The following is a 25887-nucleotide window of genomic DNA, read 5'->3' on the forward strand; positions in this document are numbered from 1 at the left end:
GTCTTCCAGACAGCACATTATTATCTCGTTAAACTACTTTGAAACCGATACCACTAAGGATACTTTATGTCCGCTACGGCTCAGTCAAACGCCACCTTTATTACTCAAATTACTGACCTCGCTGATTGCGTCGGTCAAACGCCCTTGGTCAAATTGCAGCGCTTACCTGAACAAGAACAGATTGACAATGGTGCCATCCTGCTTGCCAAGCTTGAAGGTAATAACCCTGCTGGCTCTGTTAAAGACCGCCCTGCGTTTAATATGATTTATCAAGCGGAGCTGCGCGGTGATATCAAGCCAGGTGATATGTTGATTGAGGCAACCAGTGGCAATACCGGTATTGCTTTGGCTATGGTGGCGGCGATGCGTGGCTACCCGATCACCTTATTTATGCCAAGTAACTCGACCCAAGAGCGTAAAGACGCCATGACCGCTTATGGTGCAACGCTGATTGAGGTAGAAGAAGGAATAGAAGCGGCGCGCGATATGGCGCTACAGATGCAAACCGATGGCAAAGGTATTGTCTTAGATCAGTTTAATAATCCTGATAATAGACAAGCGCATTATCTGACCACAGGTCCTGAGCTTTGGACGCAAACCGAGGGTAAAATCACTCACTTTATTAGCTCTATGGGTACTACCGGCACCATTACCGGCGTGGCACAATATCTAAAAGAGCAAAATCCTGCCATACAAATCATCGGTTTGCAGCCGGATGAAGAAGCCTCTATCGCTGGTATCCGCCGCTGGCCTGCTGCTTATATGCCAGGTATTTTTGATGCCGACTTAGTCGATGAGATTATGGATATCGATCAGCGCGTCGCTGAGGTTTATATGCGCAAGCTTGCTAAGACTGAAGGGATTTTTGCAGGTGTCTCATCTGGTGCAGCAGCATGGGCGGCTACACAAGTCGCTAAGGCAAATCCTGATGCCGTTATTGCTTTTATTGTCTGTGATCGCGGTGATCGTTATTTATCAACTGGATTGTACAATGTTGATGATAGTGTTGATGACAGCCTAGATCGCGTAAACTAAGATAACTTATAAAGTGCAGACCATGCGATTGATACGGTCAGTGCATTTAATGCAGCATCATAAGCCAATAATTAGGTAGAACCATTATGTCACAAGCTTTTTCGTCTGACCCTATTTTGGTCTTTGATATTGAGACGGTTGCGGATACCGATGCTGCACGCCGTATCTATCCGCAATTGGGTAAGCTTAATGATGCAGATACGCTCAGCGCGTTGACTGCCATTCGCATACAAGAAGCGGGGCATGATTTTATGCGTTTGCCACTACAGCGTATTGTCTGTATTTCTGCGCTTTATATCAAAGATGGCACATTTTCGTTATTTTCGCTCACCGCCGATAAATTTAGCGAAAAAGAGATTCTTGCCAAGTTTTTTCGCGCCTTTAATGATATTGCAAAACTGCCTAAATTGATCAGCTGGAATGGCTCAGGTTTTGACATTCCTGTACTTATTTATCGTGCCATGCAATATGACTTGGCAGCGCCTTGGTTATTTGAAGAAGGCGAGCGTATCAAACATATGCGTTTTGATAATTATGTCAATCGCTTTCATACCCGCCATCTTGATTTGATGGATCGGTTTAGCCAATACGGTGCCAGTCGCCGTGAGGCAATGGATGTCGTTGCTAGCTTATATGGCTTGCCCGGTAAGACTGATGTCGATGGCAGTATGGTCGGCGAGCTTGTCAGCAATAATGACTGGCAAACGCTGTCGATATATTGTGAGTCTGATGTGATGAATACTTGGCTGATATATCTGCGCTGGCTGCGCCTGACCGGTCAGCTATCCTTACCAGATTTTGCCGTTTGGCAGCAGCAAAGCCGCGATTATTTAACCAAATTTACCCAAGCGGATGGCACGCCACGTCATCAGGCATTTTTGAATGATTGGCTTAACAGCTAGAAGATTTAACAGACTGACGTAATGACAAATACTGTCTATAAGCGGTGATTATATTTTTATAATCATCGCTTTTTTACTTTGTGAGCGCCTAATACCTGAGTCGCTTTATATGTTAAAATTGCTATTATTTTTAACACCTTCATTTTATAGGCAGGTTTATGCAACCCACCGATTCAAAGACTTCTACCCCAGATATGACTGAACAGCCAAATGAGACTCAAACGATTACGATTCCGCCTAGTAAGAAAAAATCTAAGCCATCATCAAAGACGCGTCGTCGTCTAAAAGATGCTGAGGCACTCCCCTTTACTATCGATGGCTTGTCACATGATGGGCGCGGCGTTGCGGTATACGGTAATGGTTTTGGCGAAGCTGACGGTCATATCACTGACAAGCATGGCAAAAAAATCTTTGTCAGTTTTGCATTGCCGGGTGAAAGTGCGTTGGTCAAGATTACCAATAGCCGTACCAGCTTTGAAGAAGGCGATGCGGTGAGCATCACTGCCAATCCAAACCCTGAGCGCGTGGTGCCGCCCTGCCCGCATTTTGGGGTTTGCGGTGGCTGTAATTTGCAGCATTGGCAGCCAGATGCACAAATTAACTTTAAGCAATCTGTCCTTGCTGAAATGCTAATACATCAAGCAAATGTGGCGCCTGATCATTGGCTTGATCCGGTAGTCGGCGACCGCCTTGGCTATCGTACCAAAGCGCGACTTGGCGTACGTTATGTTGTCAAAAAAGAAACTGCTCTGGTCGGCTTTCGCGAGCGTTCAAGTAATTTCTTAGCAGAATTGAATGAATGTCATATCTTAGATCCACGTATTGGCTTTGAGATTGAAAACTTAAAAACTCTTATTAGCACTTTAGAGAGCCGTGACAAGATTGCTCAGCTTGAATTGGCAATGGGCGAGCATTTACCAGAGCTACCTGATGGTAATCAGCCAGTCGCGCTGATTGTACGTAATCTTGAACCATTGTCGGACGGGGATATCGATAAGCTCAAGGTATTTTTTGCGGCGCGCAATTGGCAGCTATACTTGCAATCAAAGGGTGCGGATAGTATCCAACGTATTGCTTTGAAGGATACAGATGATTTGAGCGAGCAGTTTGGACGCTTATATTATCAATTGCCAGAGTATGATTTGACGTTTGAATTTATCCCTACGGATTTCACCCAAGTTAATCTGTCGGTGAATCGTCAGATGACCAAGCTTGCGTGTGATTTGCTTAACTTAAAAGCAGGTGAACGCGTTCTAGATTTATTTAGCGGTTTGGGCAATTTCAGCCTGCCTCTCGCGCGATTGGTTGGTGAAACGGGTTCAGTCGTTGGTGTTGAAGGCAGCGAAGCCATGACCGCACGCGCCGCTGACAATGCACGCCGCAATGGCATTAACAACACTGAGTTTTATAGCCAAGATTTGACACATGATTGTACGGACAAACCGTGGGCCAACCAAGGGTTTGATGCGCTGCTTATCGATCCACCGCGTTCTGGCGCCTGGGAGATTATGCAATATTTGCCTAAGTTTAACGCTGAGCGGATTGTCTATGTCTCCTGTAATCCTGCTACGCTGGCTCGTGATACCAAAGCATTGCTCGAACAAGGTTATCGTTTAACGCATGCCGGCGTCATGGATATGTTTTGCCATACCGGTCATGTTGAGTCAATCGCGCGCTTTGAAAAAGTCTCTGCTTAAACCTCTGTAGTAGCAGAGTGTGGTATTCGCCTGTAATTTTTATAGGCGTTAATAGCTATAAATTAAGAATGTTATAGGCGCTATTCCTCTGTGCGGCTAACGCTATCATTACAGAGCCTTGCTTGATTTGTCATCGCAACATGCGATAATAATAGTCACTGCTTTTATTGTTTATAAACACACAGTGAGTCTAAGCGCTCATAATTCTATGCAAGATCCCTATAATTGATTTTATAGCCGCTAAAAAATGGACTTTTTAGCAGCTGTATTGATTTATAACTGACCATTTATCGATAGCAGGCTCATGTTTAGCTCTAGCGTTGTAAATGGGGTTATTATCAAGTCAAAATAGTTAAGAGGAGTGGGCTATGGTAAAAATTCGCGAAGGATTACCGCTGGTAGATGGACAGACCACGCAAGCGGATAGTGCAACGTTGGCAGCGCAGCTGGTCGCGAGTCAACGCTCGCATCAGTCTGCCAATAGCTACGCCCAAGTCCCACTAGATATCAAGTATCAGCTTGCCACTCATAAACTCCATACCACCTTTGATCGCTCTGTACATTACGCGTACTACAGTCATGACTCAAATCTTGAAAATGACTATTTGAGGGATAAAATCCTTGATGAATCCGAGGCATTTTCACAACAAGAGCTTGAAGCGTTAGATTTGGATCAAATCAATATTGACGTACCCACTTGGCTTGACAATGTTGCAAAGCGTATTGGGCAAGAGTCAGTGCCCAATCTTAGCGCTGCCTGTGAGTTTATCCGTAAGCACATGAATACCAACGAATCGGAGCGTTCAGGCGCTTACGTGACCGGTATTGGCATGACAGATATCTTAACTTATCTTTATCAAGATGAAGATGCTCTTGTGGCTGCTATGCTCTATCGTAGTGCGCGCAAAGCTATTATTAGTCTTAGTGATATCGAAAAAAAGTTTGGCGCGGACATATCAACTTTGGTCAAAGATACCTTGGCAATGGGACAACTGTCTGAGATTATTGAGAACAATAAGCGCTTAGAAGATCATTTCGTCAATAACCAACGTGATCAGCTATCAAATATTTATAGCATGCTCATCTCGGTCACCAACGATGTGCGCGTGGTCCTTATCAAGCTTGCTGAACGTACTTTTGCCATGCGAGAACTGACCTTCTCTAATGAAGACCGGCAAAATCGGGTGGCGCGTGAAGTCATGACTATTTATGCGCCATTGGCGCATCGCTTGGGTATTGCGCAGCTTAAGTGGGAGCTTGAAGACTTAGCGTTTCGCTACCTTGCCCCTGATCGGTATAAAGAGATTGCCAAGCTGTTGTCAGAAAAGCGTAGCGAGCGTGAATCCTATATTCAGCGCGTACAAGATAGGCTCAACGAGTCTTTGGCAGAATCTGGCATTGAGGGCGAAGTTTCAGGGCGCGTTAAGCACATTTATTCTATTTATCGAAAAATGAAGCTCAAGGGCTTATCTTTTGATCAGCTGTACGATATCCGTGCGCTGCGTGTTTTGGTCACCACTCCTTCAGACTGTTACCACGTGCTGGGGCTGGTACATGGGTTGTGGCGTTATATTCCTGAGCAATTTGACGATTATATAACCAATCCAAAATCTAATGGCTATCGCTCACTCCATACTGCGGTCATCGCTGAAAACAAATCGCTTGAAGTACAGATTCGTACTCAAGAGATGCACTTTGAAGCCGAGCTTGGCATGTGTGCTCACGTCAATTACAAAGAAGGGCTAAAAAATAAAAAGGACAACTACCTTAATCAGCGAATCAGATCCTTACGTCAACTGTTATCTATTAATAATCAGCCACGCTCATCCTTATCATCCAGTGATGAATTAGAAGAGATTGAGTTTGACGACGACGAGCAATTGGTTGATTTTGATGAGCTCGAACGTATTTACATCTTTAGTCGCGATGGCGATATTACTGAGCTGCCAAAAGGCGCGACTGTGCTGGATTTTGCCTATTATGTCCATACGCAAGTGGGTAATCGCGCCCAAGCAGCACGGGTCAATCAGCGTTATGTGCCGCTAACCTATCAGCTCAAAACTGGCGAGCAAGTCGAGATTATCACCAAATCCTCACGTGAGCCCAATCGCGATTGGCTGGTGGCTTCACTGGGTTATATTCATACCAACCGTGCCCGCTCAAAACTTCGTCAATGGTTTAATAAACAGGACCGCGATAAGAATATCGAAATCGGTCGTCAAATGCTCAGTAAAGAGCTTGAGCGCTTGTCGGTGCACCCCAATAGCATTGATTTAAATGACTATACACAGCATTTTCATGTCAATAATACCGATGATATCGTGGTTGGTTTGGTGACGGGTGAAATCGGTCTAAATCAGCTCACCAGCCATATTTCTCGTCAATTGCATCTAGAGCCTGAAAGATCTGAAGAAAATTTTGTCCCTATTATCGATAAAAGAGATTCAGGGAAACTTGATGCTTATAAAATCCAAATCGATGGCTTAGATAATATTGAGGTTGGTTTGGCAGGCTGCTGTCATCCTGTGCACGGTGAGCCTATTGCAGGTTACATTACTTTATCGCGCGGTGTTAGCGTCCACAATCGTGGCTGCCCTGAATATCTACGCCTGATTGAACGTGACCCTGAACGCGAAATTAAGGCGGCTTGGAAGGTCAAATCAGGCCGTTATCAGCCGGTTGATATTCATGTAGAAGCCTATGATAGACGCGGGTTATTGCGTGACTTAACCCAGATTATTGATAAAGAAAACGTCAATATTCGTCAGGTTCAAACACTAAGTAATGATGACAATATTGCTTCTTTGAAGTTTCATATTGAAGTGTCCGGACTGGCACATTTATCAAAACTCCTAGCCAAGCTTGAGCAGCAGCACGGCATCTTACATGCTCGCCGCGCTGTTTCCTGATAGTATTGCTGGGAAAATTTATTAAAAGTACATTCATTCCATAATAGAGTTTTTACAAAATACCATGCCTGAGTTGCCAGAAGTAGAAACGACAAAAACCAGCCTTGCACCGCTATTGGGTCAAAAAGTCACCAATGTACAAGTATTTCAACCAAAGTTGCGTTGGTCAATACCTGACGATTTGACACAGTTGGTTAACTACACACTAGAGAGCGTTGAGCGGCGAGCAAAGTATTTAATCCTCAATTTTATACCGCTAGGTGACAATGGTATATCACCTTCTATTCAGCCTGATATGTTACAGCCGCGACAACTTTTGGTTCATCTTGGTATGTCAGGTAGCTTGCAACAACACAGTCATGCTATGGGTAAGCGCAAACATGACCATTTGATTATGAGCTTTATCGACGCTGATAATACCCAAACACAACTACATTATTATGATCCTAGACGCTTTGGATCCATTTTATGGCTTGAAGAATATAGTGACAAACTGTTAAATCATTTAGGACCTGAGCCATTATCAGATGCATTCACTGCAGACTATCTATATCACCTAATCCAACGTAGCGAACAATCCAGCGGAAGCGAAAACAGTACATCGATTAGAAAGCAACCCATCAAACGAGCCATTAAATCGGTCATTATGGAGCAGCAAGCTGTAGTCGGCGTTGGTAATATTTATGCAACCGAAAGCTTATACTTATCAGGTATTCATCCTGCCACCCCAGCTAATGAAGTGTCATATACGCAAATAGTCATACTGGTTGACCATATCAAAACCATTCTACAAAAAGCGATCAAGCTTGGTGGTTCCACACTGCGTGATTTTACCGTTGCAGATGGTCAAACAGGTTACTTTCAACAGACATTGAATGTCTATGGCAGGCAAGGTGAAGCTTGTCTATACTGCCAATCCATCTTAGAAAATATTAAGCTAAGTGGACGTGCCAGTGTCTACTGCCCTCTTTGTCAGCCAATCAGTTCAATGTAAACTTACTCAAAATAAAGAGTTTTATTCAACGCTCACTTATAAGTTCTAGCTTATTGATTTTTGGTTGCGTATCATTAAAATAACACCACTAACAAACTTGTCCGCCTATGCTGCGCATTTTTGTTGCTTATTAGCCTATATATTGCTTTAATAGTGCTAGTACTTACATAAATAATGCAAACCATTTATTTGGCCGTAATATATACGCTATCTGTCGTTGCCGCAATATTTCTATGGAGAAATAGCAGCAGCTATTTACCATACTACTTATGAGTTTTAGGACATCATTATGATTGCTCAGGCTAACACCAAACGCACCGCAAAATATACGCTATCAACTATATTGATAAGTGCCAGCTTAGCTTTTGCAAGTATGCAACCCGCTTTAGCAGCGATAGAGATTGATGAAACAGATTTTGGTCCCTCTTATGAGACCATGGCTGTAGATACCGTTGTCGGCAAGCCATTACAATTGGTAGCAGCCGTTGCAGGCACAGCTGCTTATATTGTCAGTCTACCCTTTTCTTTAATCGGTGGTAACGCCGATCAAGCACAGCAAAAACTCTTTGTTGAGCCATGGAATGCCATGAGTCGCTGCTTAGGCTGTACGGTTGCTGAAGACAATTATTATAAATCACAGGTCGTTGATAATAACGTTGTGCGTATCGTGGTTGATCAACCATCAGAGATTATCATTAATACCAATGACTACGTTATCGTTAGACCTTGAGCATACATACACTTAAGTACTTATAAAAAATCCAATCAGAAAAAGGCTAACATGACGTTAGCTTTTTTTATTTATTGGAACGCCAGCAGCTTTGAGGGCATCATAGGTCTGCGCCACACCATCGGGCGCATCACCCAATATCAAAAACATATTCTTAAAATCAATTTCGCCGCCAGCAATAAAAGCAATGATGGGCATGATAACGTCCTCTACTAAAGACGTTGTGATCGTAGCGAACGCTCCACCGATAATCACACCGACGGCGAGATCCATCACATTACCCTTTAAAGCAAATTCTTTAAACTCAGATACCATACTCATATTTTCTCTCCTAAAAAACCTTATCGACCATCAGATAAGCGTATAAATGGTGAATCCAACTTCGGATTTTAATAATGAGCATAAAATTGCTCGTTTTTTAGTAATCTATAGCCAACTATTGGATTTTTATTCTATGCAAAATCCAACACGAAAAAAAGCAGCATAGAATAGTGGTATACCGACTATTTTATGCTGCTCATTAGATATCTTTAATACGGAACCAAATAATGGATAACCATTATTTATTGGTCAATATTAAGCACCTTTCTTACGACCATAACGCTTACGCTCACTTTCAGTCAAATAGCGCTTACGTAGACGAATCGCTTTTGGCGTTACTTCGACCAATTCATCATCTTGAATGAATTCAAGTGCTTGCTCAAGCGTAAACTTGACCGCTGGTGTTAGTGTGAGCGCTTCGTCAGTACCACTGGCACGGACGTTGGTTAACTGCTTAGCAGTCGTCGGATTAACGGCCATGTCATCGTTACGTGAGTTAAGACCAACAATCATACCTTCGTAAACTTCAAGCTGTGGCTCAGCAAACAATTTACCGCGCTTTTGCAAGTTGAACAATGCAAAGCCTAGGCAAACGCCCTTAGCCATAGAAACGAGTACGCCGTTAGAGCGGCCACCAACATCACCAATTTTCTGTGGACCATAATGTGAGAAGCTTGATGTCATGATTCCTGAACCTGATGTTAAGGTCAAGAATTCAGAACGGAAACCGATCAAACCACGTGCAGGCATAGTTGCTTCAATACGCATACGACCTTTGCCATCAAGTTCCATATTGGTCATCTCGCCTTTGCGTAGACCAACCTGCTCCATGATAGAACCTTGATGCTCATCTTCAATATCGAATACAACGTTTTCATACGGCTCTTGTAGTTTACCGTCAACTTCTTTAACGATAACTTCTGGACCTGAAACACCCATCTCAAAACCTTCACGGCGCATGTTTTCGATAAGTACAGATAAGTGAAGCTCACCACGACCTGATACTTTAAATTTATCAGGAGACTCTGTGTCTTCTACACGTAATGCAACGTTATGAATCAATTCACGCTCAAGACGCTCACGAATATTACGTGAAGTCACAAACTTACCATCACGACCAGCAAACGGTGAGTTGTTTACTTGGAAGTTCATTGATACAGTTGGTTCATCAACCGTTAGTGCTGGTAATGCTTCAACGTTAGCTGGATCACAAATCGTATCTGAGATATTAAGTGCATCAATACCAGTGATACAAACGATATCACCAGCTTGTGCATCTTCTACATCAATACGATCAAGACCATGATAGCCCATGATTTTTAGGATACGGCCATTACGCGTGTTGCCATGCTTATCAATGACAGTTACTTGCGTATTAAGTTTAACTTTACCACGTTGGATACGACCAATACCGATAACACCAACGAAGCTGTTGTAATCAAGGCTTGAGATTTGCATACGGAATGGGGCTTCAGCATCAACTTGAGGAGCCTGTACCACATCAACAATAGTTTTGAAAAGTGGCGTCATGTCGTCAGCCAAAGCATCAGCTTCTAAACCAGCAACACCATTCAATGCTGAGGCATATACAACTGGGAAATCTAATTGCTCATCAGTTGCACCAAGGTTGTCAAACAAATCAAAGATTTGATCCATTACCCAATCAGGACGTGAGCCAGGACGGTCAATTTTATTAATGACAACGATAGGTTTTAGACCTTGCTCAAATGCTTTTTGAGTCACAAAACGAGTCTGAGGCATAGGACCATCAACCGCATCAACGACCAAAAGTACGCAGTCAACCATTGACATTACACGCTCAACCTCACCACCAAAGTCGGCGTGACCGGGAGTGTCGACAATGTTAATACGGTATTCAGTACCATCAGTGTCATCAGTCCAACGGATGGCTGTATTTTTAGCCAGAATAGTAATACCACGTTCTTGCTCAATATCACCTGAATCCATTGCACGCTCAGCAATGTTTGCACGGTCGCCAAAAGTACCAGACTGATGTAATAACTTATCAACCAAAGTTGTTTTACCGTGGTCAACGTGGGCAATAATTGCAATGTTACGCAGGTGTTTGATATCGTTCGCCATATAAAATGCTCGTTTCGTCTTAAAAAAATGCAGTAGCAGTAAGCACTGCTGGATAAACTTTTGCCATTAACCAGATAAGTAAGATTACGCTATGACTAAATGACCATACAATAGGTACAGCTAGATAATTAATAGAAGTAAAACATAGACTTATGGTGATGAATCCATCGTACAGATAGCTATGCTAATGTACACCTTGTCAATGTACAAAGTGTTTGGGCGACTAGTATAACATTATTGCATCATAATTTTATGCAATAACTGATTTTTTTCGATACATAAATAAAAAAAGCCACCCATTGGGTGGCTTTTTTTGTAACTAATTAGTTTATTACGTCATTACTAGCTACTACTTATTGAACAACCATATCTTTAGTTTGTTCAACAGTCATTGTTTTGTCACCAGTGATGATGGCATAAACACGACGGTTCATAGCACGACCTTCTTCAGTGTTGTTATCAGCGATTGGTTGATCATAACCATAACCAACGGTTGATAGACGGTTTGGTGCAATACCAAATTCGTTAGTCAACATAGATTTTACAGCAACAGCACGGGCTTCAGACAGACGTTGGTTATAACGTGCTGATGGACCAGTTTTAGAAGCATGACCTTCAACACGAGCGGTAGAGTTAGGATACTCACGCATCTTCTCTGCTACTTTAGCGATTTCAGGTTTGTACTGAGTTTTGATAGCTGATTTATCGTTATCAAAGAATACACGTAGTTCCATTTTTAGCTCATCAGTAATATCTACTGGTACTGGGCAACCGCGCTCATCTACAACAACGTTCATTGGAGTACCTGGGCAAGCATCGATGCTATCAGGTACGCCATCACCGTCAGAATCAAGATCAGATTCAATAACAACGATTGGCGGAGTATCAACCATAGGCTCTTGCATTGGTGGAACAGCTACTGCAGGTGCTAAATGACCACCAAGTACTACTTCTAGACCGGCCAAAGCCATGCCTTCCCACCAGTTTTCGTCAAAGTTATGAATCGCACGAGCTTCACCACGTAGGCTTAGCGCATTATTGATACGATACATAGCACCTAGACCTAGGTTACCGATAGTATCTTTAGAACCGGTAACAAAGTTACCAGCTGCATTTTCAACTTCGATTTTAGACTGACCAGCACCAACCAATACATATGGCTTAAGTGCACTATCAGTGTAACCAGTAAATTCTTCAGTACCGATCAAGAAGTTACCAGAAATCATTTCTTGTTCAGCATCATTAGTTACAGTACCAGCACCGTTTACAGCGTCAGTATTAGATACGCCATACTCTACTTGGAATTGAGTAGATGGAGTTAGCTCAATACCTAGCGCTGCACCAGTGTATAAACCATTCTCTTTATAGAAACTATCACCGGTAGCTGTAGTCATAGTTTCTAACTGCTCATCTTCAGCGCCTTCGCTGTAATGATAACCAAGTAATAATGGACTGATAGTGACGCCGGCGTTAGCTGCTAGTGGGGCTGCTGTGATAGCAAACAAAGCCAAAGCAATTTTATTTAATTTCATGAAACTTCCTCCAAAGGATGATTTTAGTAGTGCATTAAGCAAAACTAGGGCTCAAGATGGTCAAAAACAAACATCATTTACGAACTTATAAGTTGAAAAGCAAAACCAATTAAGGCGTAGCTTAGCGATTATCAATTCAGTTTACAACTTTTTTCGTAAATCAGCTACACATTATTACACGATAATGTCATAACTAAAACACATTAGCTTGGTTAGATTACTGAGAACTAACACACTTTACACTCTTTATCTTTTGTATGTTAGGTGGCAATAGATGATGAAACAAATATTACCTATTGTTGCCGTTTATTCTAATACAAGTAGTTAATTTTCTCTATTGTTAAAAGCATCTATTCACGAATTGAAACATTCTTTGACAGTAGGCATATATTTGGTTTATATTGAATATTATATTAATGAACAATATTTCACTATTAGCTGTAAGATTGTTTTGCCGCGCTTTATATCATAAATTATAAGAATCAATTGCTAGAAGCAACTAAGTATATAAATTACTAGGATCAATATCATAGGCAATACTTAAAACTATCTTAGCTATCCCTTTAATACAGGTAGTAGTTTATTATGGTCATATCATATAGAACATTTTTAATATGCTCAAAGGATTCTAGACGCCATAATGAGCAGGGATTTAATTTAGTAGAATTAATCGTAACGGTTGCTATCTTGGCAATCATAGCAATGATTGCCACACCTTATATCTTGACCCAATTAGCACATATGGAAGCCAAACGTATTGCACGCCAAATAGACACTACCCTAGCTTTGGCAAAAGCTGAGAGTCATATTAGAAGACAAGATTTACTGGTTTGCTTGTCTAATAGTGGGGGACGTTGCCATAGAGACAGCTATAAAGAGCTTTTGTTGTTTTCGGATAAAAACCACAATAATAATTTTGATTTGGGTATTGATGATTTGTTAGAAGAGCAAGCGCTGAACCCCAAATACAGTACTTTATATCTACGCGTCGGTAATAACCGTCACTACACTAAATTTTGGGGCGATAGCGGCAGTCCTCGTGGGCATTTCGGACATATTAAATACTGTCCAACCTCAACCTATAATCACACCATGTATCAAATCTCATTTAGCCAAGTCGGGCGCATTACTTATAAGGCCAATGAAAATCATCCGACTGGATGCGGTACTTGATAAAGCAGCAAGATACCCTAAAATTCAAACCACTTAACTATTGATGCATCGCTGCTTTCATCATAACAACAGCCTGATCCATTCCCACAAATAATGCATCCGCTATTAAAGCATGACCGATATTTAGCTCATATATACCTTCAATTTGGGCAATCGCATTAACATTATCACGTGTGAGACCGTGACCGGCATTGACCAATAACTTGCTATCGATTTTCTTAGCGGTAATCACTGCACTTTTAATGCGTTCAAGCTCTACATTTACCCTATCTGTATCACCTGCCAGACCTGCCTCAGCATAAGAACCTGTATGTAGTTCGATAGCATCAGCGTCGCAATTCACTGCTGCTGCAATCTGCGTGTCTTCGGGATCAATAAAGAGAGATACTTTAATATCTGCCGCTTGCAACTTGCTAACATATTCTTTCAACCAAGTGAGCTGCGCTGCCACCTCTAAACCGCCTTCTGTGGTCAATTCGGCACGTTTTTCTGGCACCAGACATACCCAATATGGTTTGACTTGACAGGCTATCTCTAGCATCTCAGTCGTTGCTGCCATCTCTAGATTCATTCTCGTGGTCAACTGCCTTGCAATCTCATATACATCAGCATCCTGAATATGACGGCGATCTTCACGCAAATGAATAGTGATACCATCAGCACCTGCTTTCTCACATAAAAGGGCTGCAGCTAGTGGACTTGGATAGCTCACACCGCGTGCTTGACGTAGGGTTGCCACATGGTCAACATTAACACCTAGTAATGGTGTTTTTGAGGTATTCTGTGCATCTTTCTCTAATTTAGTTGCCAAAATCTGCGCTGTATCCGTCATAAAAAATCCTTTTATTAATAGTTAGATCATTTACTAAAAATAGCTTGTAACGTATTGATGATAAGTAGCTGTGAACATACTCTATCATTCGAGACGTTTTATAATTGATAACGCTGTTGCTGCTGCCAAAGTAGACGACTTTGTAGCGGTTGATAATCAAGCATATGGTCAATCAATTGTCGGTGTAAACGCGACCACGCGTTCAGCGTACTAGCAGACAAACCCTGTTCTACCATCATCAAGATATCATTGCCCTTAAAAACCGCGTGACCAATCACACTTTCGCTATCTTCTATATTTACCATTGGTACTAAACCCACATCAGGTAAAAATCGGTAAGTGCACTCTTGCTCAATAGGGTTCTCAAGGCTGTCTTGATTTAATGTCAGTGAAAATCCCAACTCATCAAACAGATAGCTCTCAAACTGGCGCAAACACAAACGTAGCTCATCAGCCGTTAGAGATTTTTTGAGCGCGTATAGGCTATTTTGATAATGTTGCCATAATATCGGCATAGGATCTTCAGTAGGCAATAATCGCCACAATATCTCATTTAGATACAAGGCTGCATATTGATGCTGACCTGTGATGCTTTCTTGATGGTGTATTTCTGTATTTGCTACCTCATCATTTTGGACAGCTTGTGTATGGACTGAACTAAAAGGGGCAATATTGATTTGACTGAATGTTTTGAGATCACGTTTGCCAGTAGCAAAGAGTTGTAAAGGCATAAATAGTGGCGCGCCTTTTTTGCCAATACCATGTATCACCCCGTGTTGCTGAGAAAATAGATAATATAAGGCGCGCTTTTCTTGATAGGGGCGCTGGTGTAATAAATAACCGATTAACGCTTCGTTACGCATGGATTATTACTCCAGCTACTATCCATTCAAAATAAAAGAGATTGCGTGCTAATAGCCCAAACTGGTCAAGGCTCGTTCGTCATCAGACCAGCCGCGCTTAACTTTTACCCACAGCGTTAGCATGACTTTTTTATCGAACAGCTGTTCCATATCTTTACGCGCGTCCATACCCACTTGTTTGATACGTTGGCCTTTATCACCAATCACAATCGCTTTTTGACCACTACGCTCGACATAGATAGTGGCATCGATAAAGGTACAAGCTTTACGTGGGCGACCAGTTTTTGGGTCGGTATGAGCAGCTTCGTCCTTAAAACCATCAATTTGTACGGTCAAATCATAAGGTACTTCATCACCGGCGCTGCGCATGATTTTTTCGCGGATAATTTCACTGGCTAAAAAGCGCTCTGAGCGGTCGGTGATTTGCTCTGTATCATAAATTGGTGCAGCGACTGGCAGGTGTGATGCGATCACTTCTTGTAAACGATCTAAATTTTGATTCTTTAATGCAGAAACAGGGACGATATCAGCAAAATCAAAACTGTCATTAAAGGTCTCCATTAACGGCAAAACGCTGCCTTTATCTTTTAAGGTATCGGCTTTATTAATCACTAAAACCACCGTTAGATTGGTATCACCAAGCTTTTGTAGCACCAGTAAATCATCGTCACGCCATTGGTCAGAATCAACAACAAACAAGACCAAGTCAACATCAACGAGTGCAGAGACGGCCGCTTTATTCATACGCTCATTGATAGCACGAACTTCGTTGCGATGAATACCTGGAGTATCGACAAATACTGCCTGCATCTCATCATTAGACAAGATACCGTGAATACGATGGCGAGTCGTTTGTGGTTTACGCGAGGTGATAGAAAGCTTTTGACCCAATAAATGGTTCATCAACGTTGATTTGCCAACATTTGGGCGACCAACAATGGCGACATAGCCGGTCTTAAAACCCTCAGCGGCAAGTTTACTGGTATCTGGTGAGAAAAATGCTTCAATTGCTGAATCGTTATCTACTGCATTATTTTCGACTGTATCGTTTTCCATTACGCAATCTTCTACTACATTATTTTGGCTTACATTTAGGTCAGTGTTTTCGGTCATATTTGTGGCATTATCTTCATTATTTAATGGCAAGTCAGAGTGATTGCTCATGGGGTAATCCTGTGGGGTTTATCATCAGTCAAACTGCTATAGGCTCATACGACATAAACAGCAGCACTGTTATTTAGTTGAAAATTGTTCAGTTAAAAATTGTTCAGTTAAAAATATTGTCTATCGCAATACTAATCCGTCAAAGAATAAGTATTTTTTAGAAGATAGAGATTATAATTTTAACGGTGTGACTATAAAGGCAGTACTATAAAATCAGGGCAATATAGTCAGTCCTATATAAATGAGATACGGTATCGGGCTTGCTCAGTTTACTATATGTAGTACTTTCACTCACCTTCTTTGTATCTAAATTATCTTGAACCGACTATAGTATAAAAGCCATTAGCTGCGTTTTTTTGGCACACCTGGCAACTTATGGAGCTGGTTAATCATCAGCTCTGCCGCTTTTTGCTCAGCGATACGGCGACTCTCGCCAGATTCAGTGATATCAGGACAGTTAATGATATTTACCTGACAGCGTACCACAAATATCTGATGCGGGGCATTGCCTCGTGTTTCCATCAACTCATAATATGGTAGGTCAAATTGCTTCGACTGCAACCATTCTTGTAAACGGCTCTTAGCATCTTTTAAGGCTTTTTGATCGTTGACATTATCAATCAAATCACCGTACCAAGAAAGCACACACACTCGCGTGATATTCATATCTTGACTGTCTAGATAAATAGCACCAATCAAGGATTCGACTGCATCTGCCAATATAGAAGCACGATTGCGACCGCCACCTTTACGCTCACCCACACCCAATATTAGCTGATTAGACAGCTCTAGATTTTGAGCGATAATGACCAAAGACTCTTGCCTAACGAGCGTGGCTCGCATACGGGTCAGACGACCTTCGTTTTGGGTCGGATAACGGTGATATAGTGCCTCACCGACAATCATCCCCAATAAAGCATCACCCAAAAACTCCAGACGTTCATAGTTCTTTTTACTATCGAACGAGCGATGCGTAAGTGCCAGCTTTGCTAGGCTTAAATCATTAAACACATAACCCAACTTGCGCGTTAATACTGCTAAGCGTTGAAGAAATTCTGAGCTAATAACAAGCGTGTCATCAGACAGGCTATTTTTTGGTGGATTAGGAACCGCCTGAGGATACTGCGAAGTTGGTTTCATGCGTGGCTTATGATTATCCCTTTTGTTGCACTATTTAATGTCATTAAATAGTAGCGTCTAAACATATTAAATACAAAAACCAGCTCATAAAGAACTATTTTTTAGCGTACTGGCTTATTAAATCGTTGCTTTAGTCAGTTCTAAATAAAAGAAATAAAAATGCTGTAAAGCACTACTGAGGTTAATTTTTCTTGCTTGCTGTTCCTAAGCAGACAGAGGCTGCGAATAATGAATCCCAGTATTGCTATACTTTTTAAAAAGTGGATCAACTATACTTAGATTTTAAAAATAGAATTACTCTGCTATTGTAGGATCAATATCGCCTTCAAAGCGATTCACAATATCAATATTGCCGAAGAGCGTATTGGTTTTTTCATATTTTTTATAAATAGCTAACTGACCTGGTTTTTTATCTTTAAAGGTAAATACCTCTTCGGCCTTGGTGCCGTAATCCGCATTGATAGACAACTGCTTATCAACACGTTCAACGAACTGCTTGGCAGTTTCTTTTTTACTATTAGATTGTGTAAGCTCAGCGCTCAAGGTTTTGGTTAACTGATAATCGCCAATTTGTGCTGGTACAATGGCAACAATCAATTTAACAGCAACGCCCAAAGCGATGATAATAAAAACAATACTAGTGACACTAGCACCGCGCTGCGTAGATAAGCCAGATAACTGTTGCACCATAATACCTCTCAACGGGAAATTTACTATATTCGTAATTTACCATGGTTATAAATTACTATGCTTTAGTACACATTTATAAGCTAAATATCATTACATTCAATAGCTGTAATATTAGCACAAAACTATTATCGATAAATCCATTCGTAGATCATTAATGCCATTAATCAATAGCACCATTACGTTTAAAGGTAGGTAGCTGCAGACCTGGCGGCTTATGCATCCAAATATATACAGCTTTTCCTGCTAAATTGTCATCAGGTACAAAGCCCCAAAAGCGTCCATCCGCGCTGCGATCACGGTTATCACCCATGACAAAATATTGACCTTCAGGTACATTAATACGCCACTCATTGCCTTCTGAGCTGACCACGTCTGGCGATTGTTGCTGCAAAAAGGGCGCATATTGTGAGCTATTCATACCATTCAAATAGCGAACGACATACTCGTGCTTGCCTTGCTTCTCTTTAAAATATTGTGCGTCGCCTTCTTCTTGCTCACCCATTGCCGCGGCATTCTCTTCTGTCAGCATTTGACCCGGAGCAACTTCACCTGCCGAATATAACTGTGACGTCAGCTGTGCATTGGCATCAAAATCAACAGCTACGGTATTCACGGGCACGTCGTTGATTGCAAGCGTACCTTGATTGTAACTCACCGTATCACCCGGCAAACCAATGACGCGCTTGATATAATAAATACTTGGGTTCTCTGGATAACGAAAAACGGCCACATCTCCATGTTCAGGTGTACCAGTATCAATTACTTTATTATAAGTCAGTGGCAAACGCACACCATAAGCATACTTATTGACGGCAATAAAATCACCTGTATATAAGGTCGGCACCATAGACGATGATGGAATATTAAAGGGCTCAATCAAAAATGAGCGAACAATAAGTACCACCGCTAACACAGGGAAAAAATCATATGCCCAGCGTACCAGCAAGCTCTCTTTACCGCGACCCCGTGTTTTACGTTGTTTCAGTGTCAGCTTATCTAATAGCCAAATAATACCCAGACCTATGGTTAATGGCACTAAAATCAAATTAAAATCAAAATCCATACTTAATTGCCTATTAGCGAGCTACTTATCCAATGATGATATCCGTAAAAACAGCAATAATGATTTATTTATTTATTGATAATCTAATCTACCTGCAATACTGCTAGGAAGGCTTCTTGTGGAATCTCTACGTTACCCACTTGCTTCATACGCTTTTTACCCGCTTTCTGCTTAGACAATAGCTTTTTCTTACGCGAGACATCACCGCCGTAACATTTGGCTAAGACGTCTTTACGCATGGCTTTGACCGTACTACGCCCAATAATCTGGCTACCAATTGCCGCTTGAATAGCGACATCAAACATCTGACGCGGAATCAGCTCTTTCATCTTACCAACCAGTGCATTACCACGGTAGCGCGACTGGGTTTCATGCACAATCATGGCTAGCGCATCGACTTTATCACCATTAATTAACACATCTACCTTAACCAATTTGTCGACTTGATAACGCTCAAAATTATAATCAAGCGACGCAAAACCTCGTGATACTGATTTTAGACGGTCAAAGAAGTCCATGACCACTTCACCCATCGGAATATCAAAAATCAGCTGTACTTGACGACCCATAAAGCGCATATCAACTTGTACACCGCGGCGCTCGATACACAAGGTCATGACGTTACCCAAGTAATCTTGCGGTACTAAAATCTGACAGCGTGCAATCGGCTCACGGAACTCTTCAATATTATTCGGTTCAGGCAATCTTGATGGGTTATCAACATAGATAATGCTGCCATCTTTTTTCACAATCTCGTAAATCACCGAAGGCGCTGTGGTAATTAAATCCAAGTCATATTCACGTTCTAAACGCTCTTGGATAATTTCCATATGCAGCATACCAAGGAAACCACAACGGAAACCAAAACCTAGTGCATCAGAGGTATCAGGCTCAAAAAATAATGACGCATCGTTAATTTGTAGCTTTTGTAGCGCTTCACGGAATTTTTCAAAGTCAGTAGACTCAACAGGGAACATACCAGCATAGACTTGCGGAGTAATCTGTTTAAATCCAGGAATACGATCGACATCAGGCGTACTGGCATGAGTAATCGTATCACCAACGGGCGCACCCGCAATATCTTTGATGCCAGCAATAATAAAGCCCACTTCACCTGCTTCTAAGATACCCGTATCTAATGGCTTCGGGGTAAAGACACCAATTGATCCGACTAAATGCGCATCTTTGGTCGATTTAATATAAAGCTTATCGCCTTTTTTTATCGTACCTTGGCGGACACGTACTAATGATACGACGCCCAAATAATTATCAAACCATGAATCAATGATTAACGCCTGCAGCGGTGCATCACGATCACCCGTTGGCGCAGGGATAAATTCAACCAACGCCTCAAGTAATTTATCGACGCCAAGACCAGATTTCGCTGAAACACGTGGCGCATCAACAGCATCAATACCAATAATGTCTTCAATTTCTTGGATAACTCGTTCAGGCTCAACTTGTGGCAAGTCAATTTTATTTAAAACTGCCATGACCTCAAGACCTTGGTCAACCGCGGTATAACAGTTGGCAACCGACTGCGCTTCCACGCCTTGTGCCGCATCAACGACCAATAGCGCACCTTCGCAAGCCGCTAATGAGCGTGACACTTCATAAGAAAAATCCACGTGACCAGGCGTATCAATAAAATTCAGCTGATAGCGCTCACCATTTGGGTGATCATAATATAGCGTCACCGACTGCGCTTTAATCGTGATACCGCGCTCACGCTCAATATCCATTGAATCAAGGACTTGCGCCTGCATCTCGCGATCTTGCAGCGCGCCACACATTTGAATAAAACGATCGGCAAGGGTCGACTTGCCATGATCAATGTGGGCAATAATAGAAAAGTTACGAATATTGGCTAATGCAGTCACAAAGCGCCTACTAAATAATGGAAGATTGAATAACGAATATAAATGCTGTCAGATGGCAACAATAGAATACTTAATCATAGTTGATATTGGTCAATACACCAATGTCACTATATTGAGCAAACCGTATTGTGGCAAGTGAAGTGCCTACAGCGCTGATTATCAGTTATAGCTACGCGCAGGCATGTGAGGGTATTCTAGCAGTTTTCCACTGTAAAGTAAGTGGATTTTATCAGCAAGCTTTGGTTTTATAAATGAGAGTAAACAAGCCGACTTCAAATACAAAACATTTACTTGATTAGATCTGATACAAATCTTGTAGAGAGCTATAGTCAGGGAAAAGTAATCGATACATCAAGTACTGCTAATATTAATTTTTCTTGCTTGCTGTGCCTACGCAGACAGAGGCTGCAAAAAATTCATATCAGCAGCACTGTAGCGTTTTTGAGATATTTTAACTATATTTATTCTAAGCCATAAAACAGGCAAAAAAAAACCAATCAAATAATGATTGGCATTTTTAATATTACAGGTCTTGCTAAAAATGGTGGCGATGAAGAGACTTGAACTCTTGACCTCACGATTATGAGTCATGCGCTCTAACCAGCTGAGCTACATCGCCATTTTAGGCTCGGTATTATGCCGATATGAGTGACTTGCGTCAACCCTTAAAAGGCATTTTTTGCAAAAAAATTGAATTAAATTCAAAATAACTGCAATTTTAAAACACCGAACCGGTACTGCTATGCTTCTTTAAAGATTAGCTAATAAAGAAACATATTTAAAACGTTACTAAAAAGGTTGGTAAACCGATAAGCCGGGTTCTGTCGTGGACAATCATTCCTCTAGGCGCACAATCGCTCGTACGCTCAAGCAACCTACCCGCATCGAACGCGGGCCGCGCCATGCCGATGCCTATTTGGTCTTGCTACGCGTGGAGTTTACCATGCCGTGAGATGTTGCCATCCACGCGGTGCGCTCTTACCGCACCCTTTCACCCTTACCGATAACATCTTGCGATGCCAAAGGCGGTCTACTCTCTGCTGCACTGGTCGTCAAGTTACCCTGCCCAGCCGTTAGCTGGCACGCTGCCCTATGTAGCCCGGACTTTCCTCCCCTGCTCATCTGTTGCCAGTGTGCAGCGGCGATTGCCTAGTCTACCAAGCGCGCTAGTATAGCAAAAATAATGCTTATTTGGGAAAGTGTTTTTAGCTTATTTTTAATGGTGATTTATATAAAGTTTTGAGGGAGGATAAAATCCACATTACTACAGCCATCATCTTCTTGCACAGGTAAGGCTAACCAATGCGCCGTTGGATAATGCTCAGCTAAATAGTTTTGCAAAAATTCTATCGTACTAGCGGCTATCTGTTCATCCGTCTGAGCAGCATTGTCATGAATATGATTATAAATAACACTATGGATTTCTAGATCACGAGATTTTATCGCCTCTAAACTGAGTAAGGTATGATTGATACTGCCAAGCCGTCCCGAAGTCACCAAAATAACGGGATAACCTTGTTCAGCAATATAATCCAAGGTTAATAATTGCTCAGTGATTGGCACCAGTAAGCCACCTGCTCCTTCTAATAACACCACGTCATAGTCTGATTGCAGACTTTTTGTGGCGCTCGTAACCACATTAGGATCTAACACCTCATTTGCGAGTTTAGCAGATAAGTGTGGTGACGCAGGCTTCTCATAGCGGTAAGGACAAGTCGTACTATTAATATCACACGGTTGGAGAGGAATATCCATTAACCGACGGTGGGTAATAATATCATCGGCAATATTCATTTCGCCATTGCTTGGATTAATACTAACGCCAGTTTGCACGAGCTTTTGGGTAATGACATTGACGCCTTGCTGCATCAGCGCTTTGGCAATCATTCCCGTCGCATAAGTTTTGCCGATATCAGTATCAATTCCGGAAATAAAGAGCACGCTCATAGTTGACCTTGCTTTGTTAAATAAATACGAACCACCGTTAACAATGATTGGCATAAAGTCACTAGTTCAGCGTCCGTAATGACAAAGGGAGGCATAATATAAACCAACTTACCAAAGGGTCGCACCCAAATGCCATTGTCAATCAGTAAGGATTGGAAAACTGGCACATCAACGCTAGTCTTTAGCTCAATAACGGCTACTGCACCCAAACAACGCACCTCTGCTACTCCATTTAATAGCGCGGCGGGTTCGAGCTGCTGTTCCATTATGGCTTGCATATTTGCCGTACGTGCTTCGATATCATAGGACAGTATTAAATCAATCGACGCACAAGCCACGGCACATGCCAACGGGTTGCCCATAAAGGTCGGACCATGCATAAAAGCCGGATAGTCGCTTTGGCTAATCGTATCGGCAATAGTGCGCGTACATAATGTCGCGGCAAAGGTCATATAACCGCCAGTCAGCGCCTTGCCAATGGTCATAATATCAGGACTGATACCCGCATGCTCACAAGCAAATAGTTTGCCACTACGCCCAAAGCCCGTGGCAATTTCATCGGCAATGAGCACTACGTCATGCTCGTCACACAACTGGCGTAACAACTGCAAATATTCAGGACTATAAAAGCGCATGCCGCCTGCGCCTTGAATAATAGGCTCAATAATAAAACCGGCAAGCTTGTCACTGTCTTTAGCAAAAAAATTAATTAATTCATCACGCTCACTTTGGGTTAAGTCACGCTCAAATCCTAAAGGCGGCGCTGCTACAAAATGCTGCATCGGTAATTGCTTACCGTATAGGCTGTGCATACCGTTGATAGGATCACAGACACTCATCGCATGCCACGTATCGCCATAATAACCAGAATGAGTCGAGGCGAATTGCTGCTTGCTTGGACGCTTAGCAGCAATTTGATATTGCAACGCCATCTTAAGCGCAACTTCTACCGCAATGCTGCCACTATCAGCATAAAATATCGCATCGAGTCCAGCAGGCACGATTGCAAGCAACTTTTCACCCAAGTCTATTGCTGGCTGATGGGTCAAACCACCAAACATCACGTGCGCCATTTTGCCCAATTGCTTAATAATCGCCGCATTTAGCTTGGGATGATTATAGCCGTGCACGCTTGCCCACCATGACGACATACCATCAATCAGGCGCGTCCCATCTTGGGTGACGATATAAATACCGTCAGCGTGGTCAATTACGATATTCGGATAAGTCGGCGGCAGGCTTGCATAAGGATGCCAAAGATGTTGCTGGTCAAACTCGCTTGTCGATGGCTCAGATAAGATGGTCATGTTTTATTTACCAGTAATACGCTTATATTTTGACATCAAATCACTTTCGGTTTCGACATGATTGGGATCATGAGGAATACAGTCGACAGGGCAAATGACCACGCATTGCGGCTCGTCAAAATGACCGACGCATTCGGTACACAAGTCAGGATCAATCACATAAATATCATCGCCTTCCGAGATGGCATCATTTGGGCAGGCAGGCTCACACACATCGCAGTTGATGCATTCATCAGTGATTAATAGCGCCATAAACTGCTCCTTTTTTTCTATAAGGCATTTCTATCTATTAAGAAATACGCAATCTAACACAGATACGCGACCTATTTACTACCGAGCTTTTGAATAAAAGCTTCGGACACACAAGGCGGCACAAACTTTGTCACATCACCACCAAGTTTGGCGATTTCGCGAATCATGGTAGACGAGATAAACGAATAATTCTGAGATGGAGTCAAAAATACCGCTTCAAAGTTTTCATCGAGCTCACGATTCATATTAGCGAGTTGAAACTCATACTCAAAATCTGACATCGCACGCAAACCGCGCAAGACAGCAGTGGCGTTTTTTTCACGCATAAAGTCAACTAACAGACCTTCAAAGCCAATCACCGATACCTGCGGTAAATCAGCAAATACCGTTTCGACCAAGGTAACGCGCTCTTCAAAATTAAATAACGGCTTTTTATGATGGCCTGAGGCAACAGCAATCACCACCTCATCAAATAGTTTGGTAGCGCGCGTGACTAAGTCGACATGACCATTAGTAATGGGGTCAAAGGTACCCGGATACAATATTTTGGTATGCAATTTTGAGGAAGTCGCAGAAAAGCTCATAGCAGTGCTAATTTGGTCGGTAATATTACGCTATATGCTAGCAAATTTTGCCTAAACTTAATACTTATCTGCTACATTTGTCCTAACAGCTAACTTACATTTTTGTAAGGTGCTTTGCTACAATAGGCGGTTCGACTCATCCCTCTTATTATTTATAATAAAAGACAATCTATATTAAAGGGTTCGGATGAGGACTGTTAGACAAGGGCAATATACTTTGCAGCCCTTATGGAGAAATTATGTCAAAAAAATCAAGAAAACCGGACAATCAAATTTGTGCCAATAAAAAGGCTCGCCACGAGTACTTTATCGAAGAGACATTTGAGGCAGGTCTGGCGCTACAAGGCTGGGAAGTCAAAGCCATTCGTGCCGGTAAAATGACCATTACTGAAGCTTATATTATTTTCCGTAATAATGAGGCATTTCTATTTGGCGCACATATTCAGCCGCTGCTATCTAGCTCGACGCACGTGAGCCTCGATAGTATCCGTACGCGTAAGCTCTTGCTCAATCGCCGCGAGATTGAGAAATTATTTGGGGCCGTCAATCAAAAGGGCTATGCCTGCGTGCCGTTATCCTGTTATTGGAAAAACTCGCTGGTGAAATGCCAAATTGGTTTAGCGCTCGGTAAAAAACAGCATGACAAACGCAAAACCCTTAAAGACCGTGATTGGGAACGTGATAAGCAGCGCGGCTTTAAACAGCATTTAGATTAAAACTTATCTATTTACGCTATGACAAAAAGGACGATTCACTATTAAGTTGAATC

Annotated in this window: 21 protein-coding genes, 1 tRNA gene, 1 other RNA gene and 1 pseudogene; 8 read left to right on the forward strand and 16 right to left on the reverse strand. The window is 42.1% G+C overall.

The annotated features are described in order from the left end of the window. Positions 1-66: 66 nt before the first annotated feature. The 6 genes from cysM (at position 67) to JMW90_RS06510 (ending at position 8267) form a co-directional block, all read left to right on the forward strand. Positions 67-1035 (forward strand): cysteine synthase CysM, encoded by a 969-nt coding sequence (gene cysM, locus JMW90_RS06485; protein ID WP_201562392.1) that lies wholly within the window; start codon positions 67-69, stop codon positions 1033-1035. 86 nt (positions 1036-1121) lie between these two features. Continuing rightward, on the forward strand, positions 1122-1937 hold the full coding sequence (locus JMW90_RS06490; RefSeq protein ID WP_201562394.1) for a 3'-5' exonuclease: 816 nt from the start codon (positions 1122-1124) through the stop codon (positions 1935-1937). Positions 1938-2095: 158 nt separating this feature from the next. Continuing rightward, the gene (gene rlmD, locus JMW90_RS06495) at positions 2096-3634 is read left to right on the forward strand and encodes a 23S rRNA (uracil(1939)-C(5))-methyltransferase RlmD (protein ID WP_201562397.1); all 1539 of its coding nucleotides are present in this window, start codon (positions 2096-2098) and stop codon (positions 3632-3634) included. 368 nt (positions 3635-4002) lie between these two features. Further along, entirely contained in the window at positions 4003-6543 is a 2541-nt protein-coding gene (locus JMW90_RS06500) for a RelA/SpoT family protein (RefSeq protein WP_201562399.1), read from the forward strand. Between the two features lie 64 nt (positions 6544-6607). Next, entirely contained in the window at positions 6608-7537 is a 930-nt protein-coding gene (mutM, locus tag JMW90_RS06505; protein WP_201562401.1) for a bifunctional DNA-formamidopyrimidine glycosylase/DNA-(apurinic or apyrimidinic site) lyase, read from the forward strand. 289 nt (positions 7538-7826) lie between these two features. Then, the gene (locus JMW90_RS06510) at positions 7827-8267 is read left to right on the forward strand and encodes a hypothetical protein (RefSeq protein WP_201562403.1); all 441 of its coding nucleotides are present in this window, start codon (positions 7827-7829) and stop codon (positions 8265-8267) included. A 72-nt stretch (positions 8268-8339) separates the two neighbouring features. Here JMW90_RS06510 and mscL read toward each other — a convergent pair. The 3 genes and pseudogenes from mscL to JMW90_RS06525 form a co-directional block, all read right to left on the reverse strand. Then, positions 8340-8588: pseudogene (mscL, locus tag JMW90_RS06515) on the reverse strand (large conductance mechanosensitive channel protein MscL); the annotation flags it as partial. A gap of 255 nt (positions 8589-8843) precedes the next feature. Further along, the gene (typA, locus tag JMW90_RS06520) at positions 8844-10691 is read right to left on the reverse strand and encodes a translational GTPase TypA (protein WP_201562405.1); all 1848 of its coding nucleotides are present in this window, start codon (positions 10689-10691) and stop codon (positions 8844-8846) included. Positions 10692-11044: 353 nt separating this feature from the next. Beyond that, a complete protein-coding gene (locus JMW90_RS06525; RefSeq protein WP_201562407.1) occupies positions 11045-12223 on the reverse strand; it encodes an OmpA family protein in 1179 nt (392 codons plus the stop codon). A gap of 585 nt (positions 12224-12808) precedes the next feature. Here JMW90_RS06525 and JMW90_RS06530 point away from each other — a divergent pair. Next, the gene (locus JMW90_RS06530; protein ID WP_201562409.1) at positions 12809-13396 is read left to right on the forward strand and encodes a pilus assembly FimT family protein; all 588 of its coding nucleotides are present in this window, start codon (positions 12809-12811) and stop codon (positions 13394-13396) included. Between the two features lie 37 nt (positions 13397-13433). Here JMW90_RS06530 and JMW90_RS06535 read toward each other — a convergent pair whose 3' ends face one another. From JMW90_RS06535 to coaD, 13 genes are all read right to left on the reverse strand, one after another. Further along, complete coding sequence (locus tag JMW90_RS06535) at positions 13434-14228, reverse strand: pyridoxine 5'-phosphate synthase (protein ID WP_201562411.1); 795 nt, start codon at positions 14226-14228, stop codon at positions 13434-13436. A gap of 98 nt (positions 14229-14326) precedes the next feature. Beyond that, entirely contained in the window at positions 14327-15091 is a 765-nt protein-coding gene (gene recO / locus JMW90_RS06540; protein ID WP_201562413.1) for a DNA repair protein RecO, read from the reverse strand. Positions 15092-15139: 48 nt separating this feature from the next. Continuing rightward, entirely contained in the window at positions 15140-16147 is a 1008-nt protein-coding gene (gene era / locus JMW90_RS06545) for a GTPase Era (protein ID WP_201562527.1), read from the reverse strand. Between the two features lie 450 nt (positions 16148-16597). Then, on the reverse strand, positions 16598-17395 hold the full coding sequence (rnc, locus tag JMW90_RS06550) for a ribonuclease III (RefSeq protein ID WP_201562415.1): 798 nt from the start codon (positions 17393-17395) through the stop codon (positions 16598-16600). A gap of 294 nt (positions 17396-17689) precedes the next feature. After that, positions 17690-18085, reverse strand: a complete 396-nt coding sequence (locus tag JMW90_RS06555) for a DUF4845 domain-containing protein (protein ID WP_201562417.1) — start codon at positions 18083-18085, stop codon at positions 17690-17692. 160 nt (positions 18086-18245) lie between these two features. Then, on the reverse strand, positions 18246-19148 hold the full coding sequence (gene lepB, locus JMW90_RS06560) for a signal peptidase I (RefSeq protein WP_201562419.1): 903 nt from the start codon (positions 19146-19148) through the stop codon (positions 18246-18248). 83 nt (positions 19149-19231) lie between these two features. Beyond that, a complete protein-coding gene (gene lepA, locus JMW90_RS06565; protein ID WP_201562421.1) occupies positions 19232-21028 on the reverse strand; it encodes a translation elongation factor 4 in 1797 nt (598 codons plus the stop codon). A gap of 542 nt (positions 21029-21570) precedes the next feature. Then, positions 21571-21647 (reverse strand) — tRNA-Met (locus JMW90_RS06570). A 175-nt stretch (positions 21648-21822) separates the two neighbouring features. Next, an RNA gene (gene rnpB, locus JMW90_RS06575) (RNase P RNA component class A) lies at positions 21823-22189 on the reverse strand. A 66-nt stretch (positions 22190-22255) separates the two neighbouring features. Next, on the reverse strand, positions 22256-22975 hold the full coding sequence (gene bioD / locus JMW90_RS06580) for a dethiobiotin synthase (RefSeq protein WP_201562423.1): 720 nt from the start codon (positions 22973-22975) through the stop codon (positions 22256-22258). Continuing rightward, complete coding sequence (bioA, locus tag JMW90_RS06585; RefSeq protein WP_201562425.1) at positions 22972-24282, reverse strand: adenosylmethionine--8-amino-7-oxononanoate transaminase; 1311 nt, start codon at positions 24280-24282, stop codon at positions 22972-22974. The genes bioD and bioA overlap by 4 nt, the downstream gene beginning before the upstream one ends. A 3-nt stretch (positions 24283-24285) precedes the next feature. Beyond that, entirely contained in the window at positions 24286-24534 is a 249-nt protein-coding gene (locus tag JMW90_RS06590; protein WP_201562428.1) for a YfhL family 4Fe-4S dicluster ferredoxin, read from the reverse strand. Between the two features lie 71 nt (positions 24535-24605). Next, entirely contained in the window at positions 24606-25118 is a 513-nt protein-coding gene (coaD, locus tag JMW90_RS06595) for a pantetheine-phosphate adenylyltransferase (protein ID WP_201562430.1), read from the reverse strand. Between the two features lie 239 nt (positions 25119-25357). Between coaD and smpB the strand changes: the two genes are divergently transcribed. Then, on the forward strand, positions 25358-25834 hold the full coding sequence (smpB, locus tag JMW90_RS06600; protein ID WP_201562432.1) for an SsrA-binding protein SmpB: 477 nt from the start codon (positions 25358-25360) through the stop codon (positions 25832-25834). Positions 25835-25887 lie beyond the last annotated feature (53 nt).

It is taken from the genome of Psychrobacter glacincola (assembly GCF_904846215.1).
GTDB lineage: Bacteria > Pseudomonadota > Gammaproteobacteria > Pseudomonadales > Moraxellaceae > Psychrobacter > Psychrobacter glacincola.

Coding starts and splice junctions, on each gene's coding strand:
- JMW90_RS06590 (WP_201562428.1), bottom strand. CDS start 24,534: ATGGCGCTATTAATCACTGATGAATGCATCAACTGCGATGTGTGTGAG.
- cysM (WP_201562392.1), top strand. CDS start 67: ATGTCCGCTACGGCTCAGTCAAACGCCACCTTTATTACTCAAATTACT.
- JMW90_RS06510 (WP_201562403.1), top strand. CDS start 7,827: ATGATTGCTCAGGCTAACACCAAACGCACCGCAAAATATACGCTATCA.
- JMW90_RS06525 (WP_201562407.1), bottom strand. CDS start 12,223: ATGAAATTAAATAAAATTGCTTTGGCTTTGTTTGCTATCACAGCAGCC.
- lepB (WP_201562419.1), bottom strand. CDS start 19,148: ATGGATTTTGATTTTAATTTGATTTTAGTGCCATTAACCATAGGTCTG.
- smpB (WP_201562432.1), top strand. CDS start 25,358: ATGTCAAAAAAATCAAGAAAACCGGACAATCAAATTTGTGCCAATAAA.
- era (WP_201562527.1), bottom strand. CDS start 16,147: ATGGAAAACGATACAGTCGAAAATAATGCAGTAGATAACGATTCAGCA.
- JMW90_RS06535 (WP_201562411.1), bottom strand. CDS start 14,228: ATGACGGATACAGCGCAGATTTTGGCAACTAAATTAGAGAAAGATGCA.
- bioD (WP_201562423.1), bottom strand. CDS start 22,975: ATGAGCGTGCTCTTTATTTCCGGAATTGATACTGATATCGGCAAAACT.
- JMW90_RS06555 (WP_201562417.1), bottom strand. CDS start 18,085: ATGGTGCAACAGTTATCTGGCTTATCTACGCAGCGCGGTGCTAGTGTC.
- mutM (WP_201562401.1), top strand. CDS start 6,608: ATGCCTGAGTTGCCAGAAGTAGAAACGACAAAAACCAGCCTTGCACCG.
- JMW90_RS06500 (WP_201562399.1), top strand. CDS start 4,003: ATGGTAAAAATTCGCGAAGGATTACCGCTGGTAGATGGACAGACCACG.
- rlmD (WP_201562397.1), top strand. CDS start 2,096: ATGCAACCCACCGATTCAAAGACTTCTACCCCAGATATGACTGAACAG.
- coaD (WP_201562430.1), bottom strand. CDS start 25,118: ATGAGCTTTTCTGCGACTTCCTCAAAATTGCATACCAAAATATTGTAT.
- JMW90_RS06490 (WP_201562394.1), top strand. CDS start 1,122: ATGTCACAAGCTTTTTCGTCTGACCCTATTTTGGTCTTTGATATTGAG.
- rnc (WP_201562415.1), bottom strand. CDS start 17,395: ATGAAACCAACTTCGCAGTATCCTCAGGCGGTTCCTAATCCACCAAAA.
- bioA (WP_201562425.1), bottom strand. CDS start 24,282: ATGACCATCTTATCTGAGCCATCGACAAGCGAGTTTGACCAGCAACAT.
- recO (WP_201562413.1), bottom strand. CDS start 15,091: ATGCGTAACGAAGCGTTAATCGGTTATTTATTACACCAGCGCCCCTAT.
- JMW90_RS06530 (WP_201562409.1), top strand. CDS start 12,809: ATGGTCATATCATATAGAACATTTTTAATATGCTCAAAGGATTCTAGA.
- typA (WP_201562405.1), bottom strand. CDS start 10,691: ATGGCGAACGATATCAAACACCTGCGTAACATTGCAATTATTGCCCAC.